Genomic DNA, 21083 nt, shown 5'->3' with positions numbered 1-21083 from the left:
GGATAAATATATGCAAAATAACCAAAAATATAGATGTTAAAACTACCTATGATGACTCCAGCGCTCCCAACTGTTGCTTGGTTTAGCGATATGGTTGCAAATTCTAAAAATATAAAAAGTGTTGAAAGTATGATAAAAATAGCTTCTCTTAAAATATTAAATCCTTTTGATGATAAACTTGTATTTTAGCGAAATTTTTATTTAAAGAGTTTGAATTTGAGCTCAAAAGAGCTCAAATTCTTAGTTTTAGGATTTGACAGCGCTTCCAAGATCCCACATAGGCATAAATATACCAAGCGCAAGAAGTAAAACCATAGCAGCCATAAAAAGCAAAAGTATAGGCTCGACATAGCTTGATATGTTATCTATAATTTCATTGAATTTCATCTTATAATAATCAGCAACATTCTTAAGCATAGCATCTAAGCTACCACTTTGTTCACCTGCGCTAATCATCTGTATAAGCATGCTTTCAAAAATTCCAGTATTTCTAAACGCATCAGTCAGGCTAACACCTTGTTGAACAGCTATTTTAACAGATGAAAGTTTTGTTTTTAAAACTTCATTATCTACCATTTTTACGGCAGTATCTAGCGCATCAGCTATCGGTATACCAGCACGAACAAGCTCTGTAAAAATAAGCGTAAATCTTGACATCGTAGAGAAAAATATAATCTTACCAAAAAGATATACTTTTAAAATATACTTATCCCACCCTTTTTTAAACTCATCACTTGTTTTATAGGCATGTTTTAGTCCAAATATAAGAGCTAAAAATCCAACTAAAATATAAAATCCATAGTTGCTTAATGCACTTTCTATACCAAGCAATATCCTTGTAGGAAGTGGTAAATTTGCTCCTAGCTCCTCAAAAATCTCCCTAAATTTAGGCACAACATAGAGCATCAAAACCAAAAATGCTATAGCCAAAGCACACATAATGGTTATCGGATATCGCATAGCTTTTTTAAATTTTTGTTGGTTATCCCACACTTCTTGGAGCATCATAGCAAGCTTTGAAAGCGCTTCAGCCATGTTACCAGTGCTTTCACCTAAATTTATCATAGCAACAACTATATCGCCAAAATCATTTCTAAATTTACTTACCGATTCTGTTAGGCTAAGACCAGAGTTAAGGTCATCGTTCATAACAGAAAATATCTCTTTTAGCCTTTTATCTTCGCTTGAATTTGTAACCTCTTTTATACTATCGTGTATAGAAATTCCAGCATTTGTCATAACTGAAAGCTGTCTTACAGAAGCTACTAAGCTTGGAATTTTTATCTTGCTGCTAAGCCCTAAAAGCCTACTAACTCTATCTTTAAAGTCGCCTAGCTGCTCTCCTAAAGACACGGTTTGAGTCTCGCCAACTTTGACTATAACGCCACTGTTTTTCTTTTTTGCTATGTTTTGAGCAGCAACTCTGTCGTTTGCTCGCAAAAACATCTTTTGGCGCTTGCCATTTTTTATATATTCTACTTCAAAATTTTTCATTCTTTAGCCACCCTATAAATTTCTTCTATACTTGTAACTCCATTTGCTGCTCTAATTATACCATCATGGAACATATCTATATAACCCTCTTCATAAGCTACTTTTTTTAGCTCTTCTTTTGAAGCACCATTTGCTATTAAACTTTGCATTTTATCGGATATCGGCAAAACTTCACTTATCATCTCTCTTCCAGCATATCCAGCTTGAGAGCATTTATCACAACCTACAGCTTTAAAAAATGTATAGTTTTGTGGTAGGTATTGTGAGATTTTATCCAACGTGCTTTTTGGTAAATTTACTGGTTGTTTGCAGTGCGAGCAAAGCTTTCTAACAAGTCTTTGTGCTTCAATGGCTACAATCGAACCACTTATCAAATACGGCTCAATCCCCATATCAACCATTCTTGGGATAGCGCTAACAGCATCATTTGTGTGCAGAGTTGAAAAAACTAAGTGTCCTGTAAGTGCAGCTTGTATAGCTATACGAAGCGTTTCTTGGTCACGAATCTCACCTATCATGATAACATCTGGATCTTGTCTTAAGATAGATCTTAGCGCACTTGCGAAGGTAAGTCCGGCTTTTTCATTAACATGGACTTGTTGAATCATGCTTAGTTGATACTCTACTGGATCTTCAACTGTTATGATTTTGGTTGTGACATTTTTTATATCATTTAAAGCCGCGTAAAGCGTAGTTGTTTTACCACTTCCAGTAGGTCCAGTAACCAAAACAATCCCATAAGGCGCTTTCATCGCAGAGTTAAATTTAGCAAAGCTTTTTGGATGCATTCCAAGCTTTTCAAGGCTTATTAAAACTTTTGATTTATCCAAAATTCTCATAACCGTTGATTCGCCATTTAAAATCGGTAGTGTCGAGATACGAAAATCATACTCTTTATCTGCAACAACAAGCGAAAAACGACCATCTTGTGGGCGACGTCGCTCTGCTATATCCATATTTGATAGAAGCTTTAGCCTCGAAACTAATGGTGGATAGATATCTTTATCAAAGATAAAAATTTCAGTTAGCATACCATCAATTCTTGTTCTAACAATACAGTTTGTCTCCGTTGGCTCAATGTGGATATCGCTTCCTCTTGAGATAATAGACTGCTTTACTATGGTTTCTATAAGTTGTAAAATTCCAGAACTTGTACTTCCATCAGCTCCTGCGCCTGTAGTGCTTGCAAGCTCTTTTCGTATATCAGCAACGATACCTTTAATGCTTTCTGAAAGCTCAAGTTTTGCGAGGTATTTTTCTATCTGATCGGCGTCGCTTAAAACAACTTTTAGAAGCTTTCTACTAAATAAAGCTTGCATTCTATCTTGAGCGTTTATATCAAATGGATCTTTTAATGCAACATATATGCTTAAATCATCCTCTTTTATAGGCAAGGCTTTGAATTTTTTAAGTTGATGCAATGAGACTTTTTCAGAAATTCTATAATCAATGTCAATTTCATCTAAATCTATATATTCCATCTTGTAAGATTTGGCAAAAATGTTTAAAAATGTCTTAGTATCCATGGAAAATTTTTCATTTATATCATCCATGGTTATCTTTTTAGCTTTGTATAAAGTCGATAAAATAAGAGCAAATTCATCCTCGCTCATATAGTTATCACCAATTAAAACCTCGCCAAGAGTTAGTCCGATATCCATCTTTTCTAAAATCTCTTGATCGGCGTTTTGAGGAATTTTTCCGTTTTTTATTAAAATCTTTAATATATCTTTTTCTAAATTAGCCATTTTTTCTACCAATACTTTTTAACTGAATTTATCTTGCCATCTTTATATAGCAAAACGACCATTTGCTTGATACCGTTTTCTTCTTTCATCAACAAATCGCAGTGCTGCGAATCGTCTAAAACCATGCTATAAATGTTGTTTTTTAGAGTGTATTCTCCTTGAACAAATTTATCAAAAACCATAGATAAAACATAATTTATCTTTGGAGTTCTTATATAACTTATATCAACTTTATCCGCTAAAGCTAGATAAAGCATCTTTTTTTGAAACAAAATAGTAGAGTAAAGTGCGGCATTTTCTCTTTGATCTTTTGTTTTATAAAGCATAACCATAGGTATTATAAGTTCGCTTATTTTATCCATTTTAAGGCATGCATTTGCATAGATATTTGCTATGCTTTCATCTTGTTTACTTATAAACAAATCCCTTACACTGTCTTGACAAATTCTGTTATACTGTCCTATATCATTCCAGTTTTTAACATCATACACATCAATAGCCAAAACCGATGAGATAAAAATAGAAAAAACTAGTATAAAACGAATCATAGCGCACCATCTTTTATCTGTCTGATAACCCCATCTACTTCTTTGTTTGGAAGTCTTTTGTTAAAAGTTTCAAGAGCTAGCAAGGCATCTTTTTTATTGCCTTTTTTATAGTTTGCTTTTGCAAATAAAATCCAACTTTTTGCATTGTCTTTGTTTATTTCATTTGAAATTAAAGCCCATTTTATCGCTTCATCATACCTTTTTTTATTGTAAGCATTTTCTGATAGCATCAAAGAATACATAATATCATTTGAGGCATAAAATTTCTCTTCAAGAGTATTTGCATCCTCTTTTAAATTTGTTGTTTTGATAACAATTTTACCTTTTGAGTCATCATCTACTATTCTTTTTGATGCACTGCTTGATGATATAATTGACTTTGGTGGAACTGGTGGACTTTTAAAATCAATAATCTCATCTTTTGGTATAGTAGAAAATGGTTTTTTCTCTATAATTTCGCTATCGTTAGGCTTTGATTTATAGCTATCATTCAAGACAAATCCACCAGCATCAACGCTTGCATCTATACCAATGTCATTAAATTTTAAGCTTCCTCTATCAAAAGTTTCGTTTTTCTCATAACTTTGCTGAGCCATATTAGTCAAATTTACATCTATCTCTTTATCTAAAATCGTACTTGCGCTTGGTGTAGAATTTACGTTATTTGCATTTATATTTTTATCAATTTGAGCTAAAGTAATCTCTTCGTTACTTGATAGCAAAAGCCAAGCTATAGCTCCAGACGCTACAGATATTAACACAAGTAAAAGCATAACAGTTTTATCAAATTTAAATTTAGATAAATTCAATCCATATCCAAATTTCTTTCTTTTTTTGTTATACTCTTCCCATTTTTTTTCTAATTCTACTACTTCAAAGTGCTCAAGCATTTATAAGTCCTGCATTTATCGCTGCCATCTCTATTAATTTATTATTAAGATTTGACGCGCTAATCTCTGTTGGTCTGTTAACTTCATAATACTCACAAAGTTCATATGTTTTATATAAAATTTTATTTAAATTTCTCAAATTTCCATCTGTCAAATGATACAACAAATCAAAATTTGAGTCATTATACATATAAAAATATTGATGAAAATCATGAAATATAAGCTTTTTTTCTATATAAAGCTTAAGTTCGCTTAAGGTTGAATTTGGCAACTCTATACTAGACCAAATTCTAGTTTTAAAATAATCTTTTGCCAAAGCATCTTCTTCGTTTGTCTTATGAACGGTAAAAAGAAACTTAAAAAGTCTACTATCTGCCATAAGCCTAATTTTTTCGATCAAATTTGGAGGATAAAGTTGCGCTTCATCTAGTAGCATAACAACTTGATCTGTTGGCTTCACTGGTGAGCTAGCAGTTTCTATGGCTACTTTATACAGTCTCATAAAACTTTCATAATTTTCTATCTTATACCTTGATTTTTTACCAAAAATTTGAATATATAGTTCATTAAAAAACTCTTTTTCATCAAAAAAAGGTTGAGGAAAGAATACAACTGTTAGTTTTTTTTCCAAATCTTGTTTTATCTTATTTAACAAAAATGTCTTTCCACAGCCTGGCTTACCATAAAAAAGTATAAGTTTAAGTGGCTTTTGCAAAGCGCTTAATATCTTATGGTAAGCTAGTGTGGATTTGTCGAGATTAACAAAATCAGTGATTTTATCTGTCTCGACAAAAATATCTTTTATTAAAGTATAATTATTACTCATAGCTATATAAAGATTTAGAGTACCCTAACTCTTTTAAAGACTCTCTCATAGGAACATTTGTATTATCAAATATCCTTGGAGTTACTACAAAAACCAGCTCAGTTGTTGTTAGCTTATCTTTTGTACTTTGAAACAAATCTCCGATTAAAGGTATAGAGCTAAGTAGCGGAACACTTGTGTTATCTTTACCTTTAGTTTGACCTATCAAACCACCTAATATAACAGTATCTCCATCTCCTACTGTTACTACAGTAGATAATTTCTTTTGTAGTGTATCTGGAGCAATCTCTCTTATATTAATTTGTCTTGTATTATCATCTTCATATTTAAAATTACTTAAGCTTGGATTAATTCTAAGCATAATTTTATTATCATCTGAAATTTCAGGTAAGATATTTAACAAAATTCCTATAAATACAGAGTATTGTGTATAAGTAGTATTTGTTTTGCCACTAAGAGAGTTGTCATTACTACTTTCTTGTAAAACACGATAATTGATATTATCACCAACCGAAATAAGTGCTGGCTGGTTATTTAAAGTCATTACTTTATGGCTTGAGATAACCTTAGTTTTTCCCTTTGTTTCAAGGAAATTTATCATACCTTCAATGTTAAAATTAAAGTTTGCTCCTATCGCCCATGCTCCGTTTGATGCACTAGCTTTTTCGCTATGAAGATTTCCAACAACTGGATTGCCAGTAGTCCCATCAGTAGCAGCCACAACTCCTGTTCTAGAATTACCAAATGAAAAGTTTGAAGGATTTGGAGTAGCGATATTATTGTTTAAATAAGAGTTAAAACCTATATTAAATTTACTCCAGTCAATTCCTGTAGTATAGTCATTTCTCAAATCAACCGCTATGATTGATACATCAAGAATAACTTGTCTTTTTAATCTTCTTTGCATATCAGCTACATATTTTGCAACTCTATTTATTTGCGCTTTTGTTGCAGTTACTGTTATAAGTCCTGCATTTTCATTAATAATCGGAGCAATCGCTACGTATTTTTCAGTGCCATTGTTTAATATAGCTGTTATCTCACCACTTACGTTTTCCCAAAAGTGAAATCTCTCTTTAGTAGAAATTTGGTTATCCGATTCTCTTTCATTATCGCCATCATTTCCTACTTCTACAGGAGCCGAATCAACAGAAGCCTTTGTTATAGCAGTTCCTTCTCTAATAGAAGTTATATAATCAATTTTAAAAGTTTTTGTCTGAAGCGCAGAAACTTTTAAAACACTGTTTGAATACTCATAATCAAGGTTATTTTCACTTATTAAAACATTAAAAACCTCTCTTAAAGATAAATCTTTAATATTTATACCATTTATCTGTTTTTTTAGCTCATCTGCTGCTATAGCATCTTTTGCAACTACGCTAAATTTGCAAACATCAGATAGCTGCACAAGCATTTCATTTAACGTAACAACATCGGTAACTGCGATATTAAAAGCTCTTCTATCACAAGTAGAATTTGCACTTAAACTACTAGCCGCTAAAGACATAGCCAATACAAAAGCTACACCAAATTTTTTATTTATATGTAATAACGACATTTTGATTTCCTTGATTTAGTTTTAATTCCATATTATTTTCTTCATTTGATAAAATGATACTCTTAGATTTTATCTCCATAATTCTATATGAACCTATATAATCACCTACTTTATACCATTTTTCATTAACTTTAACCCTGTCTATTAAAATAGCATTTAAAGTATTACCAACTGTAGAATTTGGTTTAGACTCTGTTGCTATACTCTCAACTTGTTTTATAGTTGGAAAAGGACTCTTAAGTTTATTTATCTGCTCGTTGCTTAAACCAGCTCTGTTTTTACTAAGATCATTAAACATCTGATCATATGCCGACATATCTGGCATATTCGCAGCATTTAAAATAGTAGCAAAGCATATAGCAACTGCAGGAAAGATAATATTTTTCATTAGTATTTCATCCCCCAAACAGAAATTTTTATATTACCACCGATTAGATTACCGGAAGTACCATTTATATCTAGTCCATTTACATCGACAACCATATCTGACTCTTCTATAGCGCTAATATATTTTAAAAAGTTATTAAATCCACCCTCTGCATTTATATTTACATCAAGGACTTCTTGAACTTTTTTAACTTCTAAATCCTTTGCATCACTATGTAAAGAGTAAATTTTAATATCATTTTCTTGAGCAGAAGCCGTTAATGAGTCTAAAAATTTAGCCCAATTTTGTTTATTATAAGTCAGATATGATATCTCTACTAGTTTTTTATCAAAATACTCATTCGAATGCTTCAACATCTCCAAATTATCTTTTTCTTGTTGAACTCTTCGTTGCATTATATTAATCTCATAATTTCTATCATTTTTAGTAGGACCACTAACCGAAGCCAGATAATTATCAACTTCATTTAACTTAGTTGTAATGCTATTTAATTCACTCTGCTTTTGATTAAAATAATCTTCCGCTGGCTGAAATGCAATAAGATAAACCAAAAAACCGATAATGATAAAGGCGAAAATCAAGTACATTTGAACTTCGCTATCCTTTTTATCTTCAAAATACCCATCAATTTTATCTAGCGTATTATCTTTTTTCATTTTATTCTACCTCCACGCTAATGTTACTCTCATAAGCAACAGTATGATTGTTCTCATCAAGTACGATTGACTTTGTACTTACAGAATAACCCTTTGTATTGCTTATATTTTTTAACAACTCAGTCATTTTCTTTTCAGTATCGGTTCTAACAGAAAAGGTTAGATTATTATCTTTTCCTATTATAGCATTCATCTTTCCTTCTTTGTCATTTATCATATTTGACATATTGTAGATTGCTACGCTTTTCATAGGATAATTCATCTTTTTATCATGCATTGTTCCAAGCAGTGTTTTTCTTCCGCCTAAAAGCTCATTCTCTTTTGAAGATAAAACTTTTATTTCATCTATATTTTTTTGTAAAGCTGATAAAGTAGCTTTTATCTTATCTGCTTCTGCATTTTTTGCATTAAATTCTTCTGTTTTTGCTTCGGTTAAGCTTTGATTATACATTCCATAAGCGTATTGATATGCTGGATATGCGGAACTTACAACAAGCCCAGCCAAAACAGCTAATATAAGCTTTCCACTATTTCTTTGAAAAAGCGGTGGCGGTCTTAAGAAATTTGAGTAGTTATAGTCATCGTTTTTATCGCTTATATAACTTTGGGCTGTAAGCATCATCAAAACATCTAGTTGAGTTATATTAAAGTCTTTTGAGTTTATAGCTATAGTGAAATCAAAGTTTTTAGCAATAAGTCCTAGTCTATCTTCTATAAAAGCTTCAACTCCAATTATATGTCCGATATCACTACTAAAATATATATTTTGTATATTTAATCCATGAATTTTATTTATACTATTTATAATATCGCCCAAATAGAAAAATATATCATCAAAAAGTTGTATTAGATGATCTCTTTCGATAGGGTTTTCTAAATTTATACCCTCTGTTGATAACATTTTATAAAAGCTTTGTTCATCTATCTTATTTCCAGTTGCTTCTGAGAATTTATCACATAGATACTTTAAGTTATATCGTAAAGATCTAGACTCAAAATATTCACCATTTTGATAAACAACCAAAAAGGCATCATCTTTTTGCAAATATATAAAACAGTCAACTCCATCTGATACAAGAATATTTCTCTTATAAAGAGCAGACATCAAAAACGGAGCTTGAGCAACATAATCTATATAGTGCGTTAAGCTTGCTATCGAACTAAGTTCGCCATTTAAAATAGCATTATTTACAACAAAAACATTGTAAAATTTACTATCATTGCTTCCAGTTGGCGACTCATTATAAGTTATCTTATAATCATCAGCCGCATCTAAGCCCAAGTCCTCATAGGTTTTAATGACTATAGCATCATTTATCTCTTCTTCTGGTGTAGTCCTACTAATCTCCACCGTCGTAGTAACAATGTCTTTATAAGGTATATAAGTTATATAGAATTCATTTGACTTACTACTCTTAGTAAGTTCATAATTTGAAATCTCATTACCTTTTAAGACAAAAGCATTTTCGGTTGTTCTATTGATGGTCACAATAGAAATAGTATCTTTGTTTTTTGCCATAATAACTCATTTCTATTTAAAATCGATTTACTAGCCATAGTTTAAAGCAATTTTGAAAAAAAGTCAATAGATAAAATGCTTTTTTGCGACATTTTCGTTAGAATTCCAATCTTTTTTAATAATAATCTTAATATTTATAAAGATTTTTACCTTAGAAAAAGCTGAAATTAACTTTTTTGACTTTATCCCTATTCTTTTGACTGTATCGCCGTTTTTTCCTATTAAAATTTTTTTGTGGGATTGTGTATCTGTTATAATATCAGCGTAAATAGAAATTAAATTTTCATTTTCTATTACTTTATTTATAACAACATCACTTGAATATGGAATTTCACTACTCACGCTATCAAAAATAGCTTCTAAGATAAAATCCCTATAGATATCTTTTGTATTCGTTGAGCTTAAAAGCTGCGGATCGTAGTAGTACTCATGCTCTGGCAGGTATTTGCAAATTTCATTTAAAATTTGTGCTTTGTATATATTTTTTTTGATATTAACTGGCATTATAGCTCTGAATTTATCTTGAAATTGTTGGTATTGTGTTAATTTTTTAGCTATTTTTTCATTGCTAGCTTCATCTGTTTTTGTAAGCAAAACTATGTGTGGTGGTAAATTTTTTATTTGTAAAAATTTCTCATAATCGCTCAAATCATCATGAATACTAGCTAAAAACAAAACCATATCCGCATCGCCGATAGATTTTATAGCTACATCTATCATAAGCTTATTTATCATCTTATTGCTATCGTGAAGACCCGGAGTATCGACAAAGATGATTTGGTTTTCATCTTTCATCACGATACCGTTTATCTTTCGCCTAGTTGCGTTTACCTTGTGAGAAACCATTGAAATTTTCTCACCCAAAAGATAGTTTAAAAGTGAGCTTTTGCCAGCATTTGTTCTACCTATCAAACTTACAAAGCCACTCTTCATAAAGATCCTTTAAAGTATGTATTTTGCAAGATCTTCATCTTTAACTATCTTATTTAGCTTCTTACTTACCAAATTATCATCCACCACAACGGTTTGCCCACTAAATTCATCTGCACTATAACTGATATCTTCAAGAACGCGTTCTAACACAGTATGAAGCCTTCTTGCACCGATATCTTCGACTTTTTCATTTGTTTTGGCTGAGTATTTTGCTATAGCTTTTATGCCATCTTGGCTAAATTCTAAATTCACGCCCTCGGTTTCTAAAAGTGCGCTATATTGCTTTAAAAGTGAGTTTTTTGGCTTAGTTAAAATTTCAAAAAGTGCATTTTCATCTAAACTATCAAGCTCAACACGAAGAGGAAAACGTCCCTGAAGCTCTGGTATCAAATCGCTTGGTTTACTTATATGAAATGCTCCAGCCGCTATAAATAAAATGTGATCTGTGTTTATGTTTCCAAATTTAGTATTTACGCTTGAGCCTTCAACTATCGGAAGCAAATCACGCTGAACGCCCTCTTTGCTTGGATCTTGTCTGTTTGAACTACCACTTGCAACAGCTACTTTATCTATCTCATCTATAAAGATTATGCCTTCGTTTTCGGCTCTTCTAATCGCTTCAGATTTAATAGCGTCTAAATTTAACACCTTCTCGCTAGCTTCTGATTTTAATGCATTTTTAGCATCTTTTATCTTAAGTTCTTTTTTGCTTTTTTTATTAGCAATCCCTATAACTTTTATAAAACTTTCTTGCATATTTGCCATTTCTGGCGGAACACTTGAGTTTGCTTCAAAGCTATTTTCGTTGATTTCAATCTCGATAACCAAATCATCCAAATCGCCATTTCCAAATTTAGTCACCATCTTTTCATAGCTTTTTTGATAATCATTTAACTTATCTTCGCTTGCACCTTTTGGAAGCGGTGGAAGAACTTTTTCTATGATTTTTTTCTCGATATATTCATTAATTTTTTCGCGACTTTTTTCTAGCTCTTCGTTTTTTACTAAATTTACAGCCGCAGCAGCAAGATCTCTTACCATCGACTCTACATCGCGCCCAACAAAGCCAACTTCTGTGTATTTACTAGCTTCAACTTTGATAAATGGCAAACCAAACATCTTTGAAAGTCTTCTTGCTATTTCAGTTTTTCCAACGCCAGTTGAGCCTATCATAAGTATATTTTTTGGTATAACTTCATCTCGCAGCTCATCGCTTAACTTCATGCGCCTGTAGCGATTTCTAAGCGCAACTGCTATAATTTTTTTAGCCTCTTTTTGACCGATTACATAGTCGTCTAAAACTTCAACTATCTGTTTTGGTGTCATCATTTTTTTTCATCCCAAATGGCATATGTTTTTATACTTTCGTTTGTATAAATGCAAATTTCTCCTGCTATTTTAAGGCTCTCTTTGACAAGTTCTTCTTCGTTTAAACTTCCAAATTTATCCAACGCACGAGCCGCAGATAGTGCGTAGTTTCCACCACTTCCAATGGCTGCAAGTTTGCCATCATCAGGCTCAACTACATCGCCAGTTCCACTTAACAAAAAGATATTTTTCCTATCAACTACTAGCATCATAGCTTCAAGTTTTCTTAAATACTTATCTTTTCGCCACTCTTTGCTAAATTCAATCACAGCTCGCAAAAGTTCACCCTTAGCCGAATTTAAGCACCCTTCAAACATATCAAAAAGGTTAAACGCATCTGCAGTACTTCCAGCAAAACCAGCAAGAACACTCTCATCCTTGCCGATTTTACGGATTTTGGTTGCATTTCCTTTTAGCACAGTATTTCCAAAAGTAACTTGTCCATCTCCGCCAATAACTGAGCCATTTTTACCTTTGTATGCAAGTATGGTTGTTGCGTGAAACACTACTCTGCCACCACTTCTATCTCAAATTTAGCTGAAATTCCGTGTTTAAATTTGACATTTACATCATAAATTCCAGTTGTTTTAACATGCCCTAAATCAAGAGCTTTTTTATCTACTTCTAAGTTTTTTTGCTCTTTTAGTGCGGCTGCGATTTCATCTTTTGTAATCGAACCAAAAAGTGCGCCATTTGCTCCAACTTGTTTTGCTATTTTAACTCTTACTTTTTCAAGCTCAGTTTTTAGCGAATTTAGGCTTTCAACTTCATATCTTTGGTCTTCCGCTTGTCTTTGTTTAGCAGCTTCAAATTGACGTAAAACATCGGTAGTTGCAGATTTGGCAAACCCTTTTCCTATCAAAAAGTTATTTCCATATCCATCTTTTACCTCTTTAATCTCGCCTGCTTTACCAAGCCCTTTTACATCTTTTATTAACAATACCTTCATATATTTCCTTTAAATTTAAAATTTTCTTCCACTTTTTCCTGCGATGATAAATCTAAGCGCACTTAGTTTTATAAAGCCGTTTGCATCTTTTTGATCAAACACCGCGTCCTCTTCAAATGTGCTAAAATCGACATTAAACAAGCTGTCAGTTTTACTCTCACGACCTTTTACAAAAACATTTCCTTTATAAAGTTCAAGTCTAACAGTGCCATTTACGTGCTTTTGACTCTCGTCGATTAATGCTTGAAGCATCACTCTTTCTGGGCTAAACCAAAAACCATTATAAATAAGTTCTGCGTATTTTGGCATGATTTCATCTTTTAGGTGAGCCGCACCTCTATCAAGGGTTAAACTTTCGATTGCGCGGTGAGCTTTTAGCATTATCGTGCCACCTGGAGTTTCGTAACATCCACGTGATTTCATACCTACATAACGGTTTTCTACAAGATCAAGTCTGCCTATACCGTGTTTTGCACCAAGTTTGTTAAGCTCATCAAGCATTTCATGCGGTTTTAGCGCTTTGCCATTTAGAGCAACTGGATCGCCATTTTTATACTCTATTTCTATAGTTTCGCTCTCATTTGGCGCTAGTTTTGGATCTGTTGTCCATCTCCACATATCATCTTCTGGAGCGTGGTTTGGATCTTCTAAAACAAGCCCTTCATAAGAGATGTGAAGTAAATTTGCATCCATCGAATATGGAGATTTTCCTGGTTTTTTCTCTATGGCAATGCCATTTTTCTCAGCATAAGCTAAAAGTTTTTCACGACTATTTAAGTCCCATTCTCTCCAAGGAGCGATGACTTTTACATCAGGCATCAAAGCGTAAGCTCCAAGCTCAAATCTTACTTGATCATTTCCTTTGCCAGTTGCACCATGGCTTATAGCATCCCCGCCAGTTTCTTTAGCTATCTGGACTAAATGCTTAGCGATAAGTGGACGCGCGATAGAAGTTCCTAAAAGATACTCGCCCTCATACACCGCATTTGCCCTAAACATAGGAAAAACGTAGTCTCTTACAAATTCCTCTTTTAAGTCTTGTATGAAAATATTTTCAGGTTTTATACCAAGTTTTATAGCTTTATCTTTTACTGGAGCTAAGTCTTCATTTTGCCCTATATCAGCAGTAAAAGTTACAACTTCACAACCATAGTTATCGCCAAGCCATTTTAAGATAATACTTGTATCAAGTCCTCCAGAATACGCCAAAACAACCTTTTTAACACCATTTTTCATAGTCAAGCCTTTTTAGTAAAATTTTAAGCTATATTCTAGCCTAAATTTGTTTAAATTTGAGTAAATACTGCTCTTTTTAAGCCAAATTTAGTTAAAATGCTAGGTTATGAGAATAGATAAATTTTTAAACGTGGTTAATATCACAAAAAGACGAGCAATATCTGAAGATATGTGTAAAAGCGGCGTAGTTAGCGTAAATGGAGTGGTTGCAAAAGCAAGTAAAGTGCTTAAAATAGGCGATGTTATCACTATAAAATTTCTAACTCGCGAAGTTAGTTATGAAGTTTTAGGCTTTCCAACTACCAAAAACACACCAAAAAGCGAACAAGAAAAGTATGTCAAAGAAATTTGAGTTAATTTTAAGCGAAAACGAGCTTTTAAATTTAGTTAAAATTTTGCCAAAAGATGGAGTTATCGTGCTTAAAGGCAATTTAGCAAGCGGGAAAACGACTCTTGTAAAGCAAATAGTTAAATTTCACGGCATTAGCGAAGTGGCGACTTCACCGACATTTTCTGTAATGCAAAATTATGGCGAAATTTATCACTATGATATTTATAATAGTGGCTTTGAGGGAATTTTAAAAAACGGTTTATATGAGAATTTTTTTGAAGACGGGCTTCATCTTGTTGAGTGGGGCGATGAAAATTTAATGAAGCTGCTAGAAAAATTTGGGCTTGATTACTGCGTGGTTGAGATAGAAAATTTAGATAAAAAAAGAAAATATAAGGTAAGTTATGCATAAACTTGAAGTTATAAATTTAGAAAAAACTATTAAAAAAACAAATATTATAAAAGGCATTTCACTTGATGTTCAAAGTGGCGAGGTTGTAGGACTTCTTGGACCAAATGGGGCTGGCAAAACGACAACTTTTTATATGATATGCGGACTTATTTCGCCAACAAAAGGCGATATAAAGCTTGATAATGAGCTTGTTACAAAGGTTTCTTTGCACAAGCGAGCAAAGCTAGGTATTGGATACTTGCCTCAAGAAAGTAGCGTTTTTAAGGATTTAAGCGTGGAAGAAAACCTACTTTTAGCTGCTGAAGTTGTATATAAAGATAAAAATGAAGCAAGAGCTAAAGTAGATGAAATGCTAAGTCTTTTAAACATCGAACCTATCAGAAACCGTTTAGGAGTGAGCTTAAGTGGTGGCGAGAGAAGACGTTGCGAGATAGCTAGAAGTCTTGTGATAACGCCAAAATTTTTGCTTCTTGATGAGCCGTTTGCTGGAGTTGATCCTATCGCAGTAGCTGACATACAAAATATAATAAAAGAGCTAAAAAGGCTAAATATCGGTATTTTGATAACAGATCATAACGTAAGAGAGACTCTTGCGATTTGCGACCGAGCTTATGTGATAAAAGATGGAAGCTTACTAACTAGTGGCACGGCAGATGAAGTAGCAAATGATGAAAATGTAAGAAAATACTATTTGGCGAGGATTTTAGGCTGTTTGCGTGAATTTATTTGTGTTTGATATAAATTTTAAATATAAACTAGTTTGAGAATTTACCATTTATAAGCCAAAAGCTACTTATTCGCGAAAAATGCTTTTTGCTTTTGCGTGATTGCTAGGCTAATTTTGCGTATTTTATAGCTAAGTTTCTTTAGTTTTTCATGCGTGTTTGCGATATTGTCATTATGATTATTTATTAAAATTTACTTAAACAACAAAAACAATAATAACACTCCAGAGTCTCAAAATGAAAATTTGCTAAATACTTCAATTTTAGTTAGGCTTTAGCGCCATTTGTCAATGAAAATTTGAGAATTATTCATAAAAATAGCTAACATAATATTAAAATTGTTATCATTTAAATTTATATTACATTTACTTAATTTTGCATTGTAGCTCTAAATTTCCAGATTTCAGATAAAACAAATAAATTTAGTCAAGCATTTAAAAATACTCCCAAATATATAAATTTAGCTAAAAAATAAACTATATATTATTTTACAAAGGCTTTTTATAAAGATAAATTATATAGTTATAAAATAGTGGCAAAAAATTAATTTAGCAAAACAAGTTTAAAATTTAAGCCCAATTAACTGTTATTTTTAAAAGTACCAGTATATTTATTTACAAAATAGATGATTTATAAAGATAAATTTCAGTCTCTAAAATTTTTGTTTAAGCATTAAAACGGGCATAAAAATTTCACTTTAAGAAACTCGTTTTGCAATAAAAAATCTGTATCAAAATTCTAATTACAAGCAAAAAAATAACTAAAAATTTTGATTTTATCACAGCACAAAATCTATAAAAGCTAATTGCTCTAATTTACAAGCCCAAAGCAACCATGGAAAAAGCCAAATTGGCAAATTTTAAAAGCTAAATTTGCCAACTATCTACTCAAAAATCCAAAGTAGTATCTGCTATAAAATTATTCTATTTTGTAGCAAAATTTAGTTATTTTTTATCCTCTTTTTAAAAGCATCATAAACCAAAACTCCAAATACCGAAAGTATAAAACCAGCCATCAAAGAAATAGCTAAAATAATAGGTTTTTTAGGCTTTTCTGGGGTTTTTGAAGTGACTATATCACTAACTATGTTTGTATTTTTATAGTTAAACGGTTTTAACGATAGTTCGACGATAGCCCTTTTATCTAAAAGCGCGCTAAGTTCTTGAGTTTGCAAGGTATAAAGCTGTCTTTGAAGAGTTGGCAACGTGTCATTTTTGATATTATCGATATCTGCTTGAGAATTTATAAGCATAACATTTCTAAGATTATCTAGTCTGTTATAAGCATCTGGCAATGTCTTAGTCATGAGTTGTTCTTTTTGCTGTTCTAAATAAATCAACCTATCATTAACCGAAGAGATATTTGAGTTTAAATTTTGTTCTTGCAGATATAAAAGTGTTAATTTTGCGCCATTTGTCTTTGGAATAATATTTTTTAATCTTTCTAAATCTTTTTCATATTTAGCCAACTCTTGAGTCGATGTATCTATCCTCTTATCTATAGCGGGGATGCTTACTTTATTTATATTATCCACTTCTAATTGAGCCGAAGGAATAGTATTATTTTGCAAATACGCAAGTTGACGCTCCAAACGAGGAATCATACTATTTTCGATATTTTTTATCTGCTGTTCGACCTCGACTATGCGGTTGTTTTTAAGAAATTCTATCTGCCTGTCTATATTTGCAAGGGCTATTTTTTGTGAATTTAAGTATCCATCAAGCGTATTTTTATGCTCTACCGATACATCGCCGACTATCTTTTTAACCAAATTTATAGCCTCTTCGTTACTCTTAGCTACAGTTGTGATGTTAAAAAATTTAGGGTTGTTTTTTACCGCGCTTATGCTTTGCACTTTTTCATTTCTATCTTCGGTTTCTTTTAAAAGATCGATATATTTTACTTTTAGTTTCTCGACAACTTCTGAAGTTTTAGCGAGCATTATTTCATTTACGCTATTTTGTGAATCTCTATAAAAACCAACTTCAACAAGCGCATTTGCCTTATACCAAGGAGTTGCAATAAGTGTATAAATAAATCCAAGTATAAAAAAACAAGCTGTCGTAACAACTATCTTGTATCTATACGACCATAACGTTTTAATTAATTCAAACAAATCTATCTCATCATCTTTATAAGATTCATTAATATTTTCTTGCAAAATCTACTCCTTTGGCAAATAATTTTGCATTTTAGCAAATTTCATCTTAAAATTACTCTATTTGGGATTTATTGTTATAAAAAAATAAATATGGTAAAATACTAAAATTTAAATATGTAAAAGGATAAGTATTGCTAGTTCTTGGTAAAAGGCACGAATTTACAGATAGAGAAAAAGCACAATTAGCTCTTAAATTTAAACATTTTGATATACTTTTAGATGAAGACAAAGAACCTAGCGAAGCAAGAAAAGAGCTAGGAAATTTTATCAAGAAAAATAAATATAAGTATCTTATTCTAAACACATCAGCAAAGCTTGATCCAAAAATTATAAGGTATCTGACTCTTTTGCAGTTTCGAACTAGAAAACACAATCTTAGAATCATAACCATAGAACAATTCATGGAAAAAGAGCTAAAAAAGTGTTTCATACCAAAAGATGAAAGCAACGCAAACTTCTTAGCAGAAATTCAACCATATACCAAATTTGAATATATTTTAAAACGTTGTGTTGATATAGTTGGTGCTGGTTGTTTGTGGCTAATAAATCTACCTATCGGCTACTATGTAAGGAAAAAAATTCGCGAGCAGTCTCCTGGTGAAATTTACTTTATACAACCAAGAGTTGGACAAAATACAAGAACATTTAAATGCTATAAATATCGCACTATGCATGAAGACTCACACTTTAACCCATATACTGAAAAAAATGATAGCAGAATTTTTCCTATGGGAAATTTTATGCGCAAAGCTAGAATAGATGAAATCCCACAATACAAAAATATCTTTCGTGGTGAAATGCACCTAATAGGACCAAGAGCGGAGTGGGATATACTTGTTAGAAATTATGAAAAAGCTCTGCCATACTATCATGAACGCCATCTTGTAGCACCAGGCATTACTGGTTGGGCGCAGGTAAACTACCCATATGGAGAAAATGCCGAAGATGCTAGACAAAAGCTAATGTATGATTTATACTACATCAAACACTGGTCGCTATGGCTTGAGTTTAAAACGATAGTCAAAACCATAGCGGTTATAGTTGGAAAGAAGGGGATGTAGCTAAGATTTTAGCTACATTTTTGTATCAATTTAAACTTTTTATGATTTATATATTTTATAAATTTAGTAAGTTTTATTTAATAACTTAATATTATTTTACTAGTTTTGAGTCTAAAATAGGCACTGATAAAACAAATAAATTTTCTAAAATAATGTCTGATTTTTCATCTGTTTCACAACTTCTTAAACCCATCCTTGAAAACGACGTTCCAGTTCTTGAATTCCCCATACTTAAGCATTCGTTCAAGTCGTTAATCGCTTTAATCTGCACTGCTGAAGTAGCAGTTGGCAAGAGCGAAAAAGCAGTCCTAAAATCTCCAACATTTATAAGGCTGCACTCCATAGTAGTTAGTTTAGCGCCATCTAATGCCAAACAAAGATTACTCATACTTGGATGCACAAACTGAACGGCGCCAAATGGATAATTTTTCCCTATCTCATAAGGTAGTACTATATCTTTTACTCGCCAATTTCTATCGATTAAATTCTTTGCGTTATCTTCATATGCTATTAAAATGCCTGATTTAAGGCTTCTTATAGAAACTAGTGGCATGACATTTTCATCAGAAAAACTAGGGATAGATAGCAAAACCAACAACAATAACTTTATAAAAATTTTCATCTCAAACTCCTTAAAATCTTCTAAAATTTACAGGCACGTGGTCTGATGTGATTTGTGAGCGCATATTTGCAAGCATTAATATAGCAGCAATCGCAGGACTTACAAAACTACCTTGAGATGAATTTCCAGCCACGCCATAATCAAGCGTTCCACCACTATTTTGCGTAGCTCCACTTGGAAAAATCACATTAACTCTAGCCCTTACAGCAGGTTCTAGCGCTCTTGAAAGGGAGTCTGGGCTTCTGTTAAAGTCTCCACCGATAAACCAGTTGATATTTGATCTATTTGTAAAATACCTATAAACGTTTTCAACTATTGCAGGTGCGTCTGTGCCGCCATTTGCAAGGGCATGAGTGCTAAAAAAGGCGTCATTTCCCAAACGAATTCCTATAATGGGTCTTGAAGCAACAGTTGGCGGAGGCAAAACGATAACTTCATCAGCTCTTCTTCTTGAAACTATCGCTAAATTAACTCTGTTTGCGCCCACATCGACTCTAGAATAGTAAATATATACTAAATTTGGTCTTGAAGCTGTGCCTAAATTCCATGCAAACTCATCTATAGGAATTCCAACTCCAACCGGCTGGACGATAGTTCCTGTGTATTGCGCGCTTATGGGCAAGCTTCCTGCTTCTTGAACTAGCAAAATATCAGCCGAACCGTTACCAGAAATTAGCTGCCTGATATTTACATTCCATTTGCTTTCTGTAGAGGCCGATGAGCCTTGCATGTTCCACGTAGCAATGCTGTAATCCTCGATATTTGCAAACAAAAGATTAAAGCCAACAAATAAAATAATCAAAACTTTTTTCATCTAAAACTCCTTTTTACCTGAGTTAAGTTGCGCTAAATTTATAGGTGGAGTTTGCACAAAAGGTGGCGAGATAATCCACTGCTGAGATAGGGCTTTTTCGCCTTCATTTATGCAGCTAACGGAATTTATAGCATAGTAACTTTGTCCTTTTGTGGGATCACTAGCCAAACAAGTATCGGTTGCAAAATTTCTAAGTTGCACTGCACCGTTTGCAAACTGATTTAGCTGCCAAAATTGAGATTGATTTGTATTATCGCACGGATAATGAACTACTCCATTTAAATAAGAGCTCAAGCAAGTGCCGGTCATTTTGTTTTGAATTTGAACGAAATTTTTGGGATATATTATGATTTTCCAAATTCTTGCATCCCCAAAACTTATGCTGTCGATTGCAGGATACGCCCAAACCCAATTACCATAATCCAAAGCCCAAAGAGTCATAAGAGCGTCGTTGTGAGCTACGATGGAGACAAATTCTGAGATTTGAGGTGTGTTATAAAAAACCTTTGTATCATCGAATGGGTTATCAGGATCTCGCTTGTTTGGTCCGTGAACTGGGTCGCTTTGAAACGTTCCACTAGAAGTTGGCAAGTTGTTTTTAAAAAATTTACTTTCGCCCAAAACTAGTGCTGGGATTTTTTGTTTTGTAGGCTCTGTTGGGTTTGAGCCAAGCTTTAATGGGTCTTGATCGTTAATATCTCCGCCATATTTTGCAAGATAGTTTATCTGCTGGGGCTTACTAGAACAACCAGAAATAAACAAACATATCGAAAAGAAGATTAGATATATCGTGTGTTTCATCATCAGCCTTTTGTATAGAATTTTGATAACCACTATTGTAATA

The 21083-nt window shown here is 32.7% G+C and carries 23 protein-coding genes; 5 read left to right on the top strand and 18 right to left on the bottom strand.

The annotated features are described in order from the left end of the window. Positions 1 to 33: 33 nt before the first annotated feature. On the top strand, positions 34 to 189 hold the full coding sequence (locus tag CGEO_RS10145) for a hypothetical protein (RefSeq protein WP_242647976.1): 156 nt from the start codon (positions 34 to 36) through the stop codon (positions 187 to 189). Positions 190 to 246: 57 nt separating this feature from the next. Here CGEO_RS10145 and CGEO_RS04750 read toward each other — a convergent pair whose 3' ends face one another. The 14 genes from CGEO_RS04750 to CGEO_RS04685 form a co-directional block, all read right to left on the bottom strand. Continuing rightward, a complete protein-coding gene (locus tag CGEO_RS04750) occupies positions 247 to 1494 on the bottom strand; it encodes a type II secretion system F family protein (RefSeq protein WP_075531953.1) in 1248 nt (415 codons plus the stop codon). Then, positions 1491 to 3242 carry a GspE/PulE family protein gene (locus tag CGEO_RS04745; RefSeq protein ID WP_075495333.1) on the bottom strand — a complete coding sequence of 584 codons (1752 nt, stop codon included), beginning with the start codon at positions 3240 to 3242 and terminating at the stop codon, positions 1491 to 1493. The genes CGEO_RS04750 and CGEO_RS04745 overlap by 4 nt, the downstream gene beginning before the upstream one ends. A gap of 5 nt (positions 3243 to 3247) precedes the next feature. Further along, positions 3248 to 3790, bottom strand: coding sequence for a hypothetical protein (locus tag CGEO_RS04740; protein WP_242648002.1), 543 nt, complete (start codon positions 3788 to 3790; stop codon positions 3248 to 3250). Then, positions 3787 to 4680 (bottom strand): tetratricopeptide repeat protein, encoded by an 894-nt coding sequence (locus CGEO_RS04735; protein WP_075540557.1) that lies wholly within the window; start codon positions 4678 to 4680, stop codon positions 3787 to 3789. Before CGEO_RS04735 ends, CGEO_RS04740 begins: the two co-directional genes overlap by 4 nt. Beyond that, positions 4673 to 5506 carry an ATP-binding protein gene (locus CGEO_RS04730; RefSeq protein ID WP_075540556.1) on the bottom strand — a complete coding sequence of 278 codons (834 nt, stop codon included), beginning with the start codon at positions 5504 to 5506 and terminating at the stop codon, positions 4673 to 4675. The genes CGEO_RS04735 and CGEO_RS04730 overlap by 8 nt, the downstream gene beginning before the upstream one ends. Beyond that, positions 5499 to 7064 carry a pilus (MSHA type) biogenesis protein MshL gene (gene mshL / locus CGEO_RS04725; RefSeq protein ID WP_172658091.1) on the bottom strand — a complete coding sequence of 522 codons (1566 nt, stop codon included), beginning with the start codon at positions 7062 to 7064 and terminating at the stop codon, positions 5499 to 5501. The genes CGEO_RS04730 and mshL overlap by 8 nt, the downstream gene beginning before the upstream one ends. Next, on the bottom strand, positions 7042 to 7452 hold the full coding sequence (locus CGEO_RS04720) for a hypothetical protein (RefSeq protein ID WP_082259000.1): 411 nt from the start codon (positions 7450 to 7452) through the stop codon (positions 7042 to 7044). The genes mshL and CGEO_RS04720 overlap by 23 nt, the downstream gene beginning before the upstream one ends. Beyond that, positions 7452 to 8108, bottom strand: a complete 657-nt coding sequence (locus CGEO_RS04715; RefSeq protein ID WP_075540553.1) for a hypothetical protein — start codon at positions 8106 to 8108, stop codon at positions 7452 to 7454. Before CGEO_RS04715 ends, CGEO_RS04720 begins: the two co-directional genes overlap by 1 nt. A gap of 1 nt (position 8109) precedes the next feature. After that, positions 8110 to 9627 (bottom strand): hypothetical protein, encoded by a 1518-nt coding sequence (locus CGEO_RS04710; RefSeq protein WP_075540552.1) that lies wholly within the window; start codon positions 9625 to 9627, stop codon positions 8110 to 8112. A gap of 63 nt (positions 9628 to 9690) precedes the next feature. Then, positions 9691 to 10560 carry a GTPase Era gene (era, locus tag CGEO_RS04705; protein ID WP_075495319.1) on the bottom strand — a complete coding sequence of 290 codons (870 nt, stop codon included), beginning with the start codon at positions 10558 to 10560 and terminating at the stop codon, positions 9691 to 9693. 9 nt (positions 10561 to 10569) lie between these two features. After that, positions 10570 to 11889 (bottom strand): ATP-dependent protease ATPase subunit HslU, encoded by a 1320-nt coding sequence (gene hslU / locus CGEO_RS04700; protein WP_075495317.1) that lies wholly within the window; start codon positions 11887 to 11889, stop codon positions 10570 to 10572. After that, positions 11886 to 12434: an ATP-dependent protease subunit HslV gene (hslV, locus tag CGEO_RS04695; protein WP_075495315.1), complete on the bottom strand. Its 549-nt coding sequence runs from the start codon at positions 12432 to 12434 to the stop codon at positions 11886 to 11888. Before hslV ends, hslU begins: the two co-directional genes overlap by 4 nt. Next, on the bottom strand, positions 12434 to 12877 hold the full coding sequence (rplI, locus tag CGEO_RS04690; RefSeq protein WP_075495313.1) for a 50S ribosomal protein L9: 444 nt from the start codon (positions 12875 to 12877) through the stop codon (positions 12434 to 12436). Before rplI ends, hslV begins: the two co-directional genes overlap by 1 nt. A 15-nt stretch (positions 12878 to 12892) precedes the next feature. Then, positions 12893 to 14113, bottom strand: a complete 1221-nt coding sequence (locus CGEO_RS04685) for an argininosuccinate synthase (RefSeq protein ID WP_075540551.1) — start codon at positions 14111 to 14113, stop codon at positions 12893 to 12895. Positions 14114 to 14219: 106 nt separating this feature from the next. Here CGEO_RS04685 and CGEO_RS04680 point away from each other — a divergent pair, with 106 nt between their 5' ends. Genes CGEO_RS04680 through lptB form a run of 3 tightly spaced genes read left to right on the top strand, consistent with a single transcriptional unit; the run spans position 14220 to position 15592 of the window. Continuing rightward, a complete protein-coding gene (locus tag CGEO_RS04680; protein ID WP_075540550.1) occupies positions 14220 to 14465 on the top strand; it encodes a S4 domain-containing protein in 246 nt (81 codons plus the stop codon). Next, complete coding sequence (gene tsaE / locus CGEO_RS04675) at positions 14449 to 14856, top strand: tRNA (adenosine(37)-N6)-threonylcarbamoyltransferase complex ATPase subunit type 1 TsaE (protein ID WP_075540549.1); 408 nt, start codon at positions 14449 to 14451, stop codon at positions 14854 to 14856. Before CGEO_RS04680 ends, tsaE begins: the two co-directional genes overlap by 17 nt. Beyond that, the gene (gene lptB / locus CGEO_RS04670) at positions 14849 to 15592 is read left to right on the top strand and encodes an LPS export ABC transporter ATP-binding protein (protein WP_172658090.1); all 744 of its coding nucleotides are present in this window, start codon (positions 14849 to 14851) and stop codon (positions 15590 to 15592) included. The genes tsaE and lptB overlap by 8 nt, the downstream gene beginning before the upstream one ends. Positions 15593 to 16521: 929 nt before the next feature. On the opposite strand, the gene CGEO_RS04665 is transcribed toward lptB, so the two are convergent. After that, positions 16522 to 17742 carry a Wzz/FepE/Etk N-terminal domain-containing protein gene (locus CGEO_RS04665; protein ID WP_075495173.1) on the bottom strand — a complete coding sequence of 407 codons (1221 nt, stop codon included), beginning with the start codon at positions 17740 to 17742 and terminating at the stop codon, positions 16522 to 16524. A gap of 131 nt (positions 17743 to 17873) precedes the next feature. Here CGEO_RS04665 and CGEO_RS04660 point away from each other — a divergent pair, with 131 nt between their 5' ends. Further along, on the top strand, positions 17874 to 18803 hold the full coding sequence (locus CGEO_RS04660) for a sugar transferase (RefSeq protein ID WP_075540548.1): 930 nt from the start codon (positions 17874 to 17876) through the stop codon (positions 18801 to 18803). A 91-nt stretch (positions 18804 to 18894) separates the two neighbouring features. On the opposite strand, the gene CGEO_RS04655 is transcribed toward CGEO_RS04660, so the two are convergent. The 3 genes from CGEO_RS04655 to CGEO_RS04645 are packed head-to-tail and all read right to left on the bottom strand — an operon-like array spanning position 18895 to position 21040. Next, entirely contained in the window at positions 18895 to 19425 is a 531-nt protein-coding gene (locus CGEO_RS04655; RefSeq protein ID WP_075495169.1) for an RICIN domain-containing protein, read from the bottom strand. Positions 19426 to 19435: 10 nt separating this feature from the next. Beyond that, positions 19436 to 20239, bottom strand: a complete 804-nt coding sequence (locus CGEO_RS04650; protein ID WP_075495167.1) for a cytolethal distending toxin subunit B family protein — start codon at positions 20237 to 20239, stop codon at positions 19436 to 19438. Then, on the bottom strand, positions 20240 to 21040 hold the full coding sequence (locus CGEO_RS04645) for a ricin-type beta-trefoil lectin domain protein (protein ID WP_075540547.1): 801 nt from the start codon (positions 21038 to 21040) through the stop codon (positions 20240 to 20242). Positions 21041 to 21083: the final 43 nt, after the last annotated feature.

The sequence above is a fragment of the Campylobacter geochelonis genome (genome assembly GCF_013201685.1).
In the GTDB taxonomy this organism is placed as follows: Bacteria; Campylobacterota; Campylobacteria; order Campylobacterales; family Campylobacteraceae; genus Campylobacter_B; species Campylobacter_B geochelonis.
Note: the sequence above shows the minus strand (reverse complement) of the source record. Positions and strands in the feature narration are given on the sequence as shown.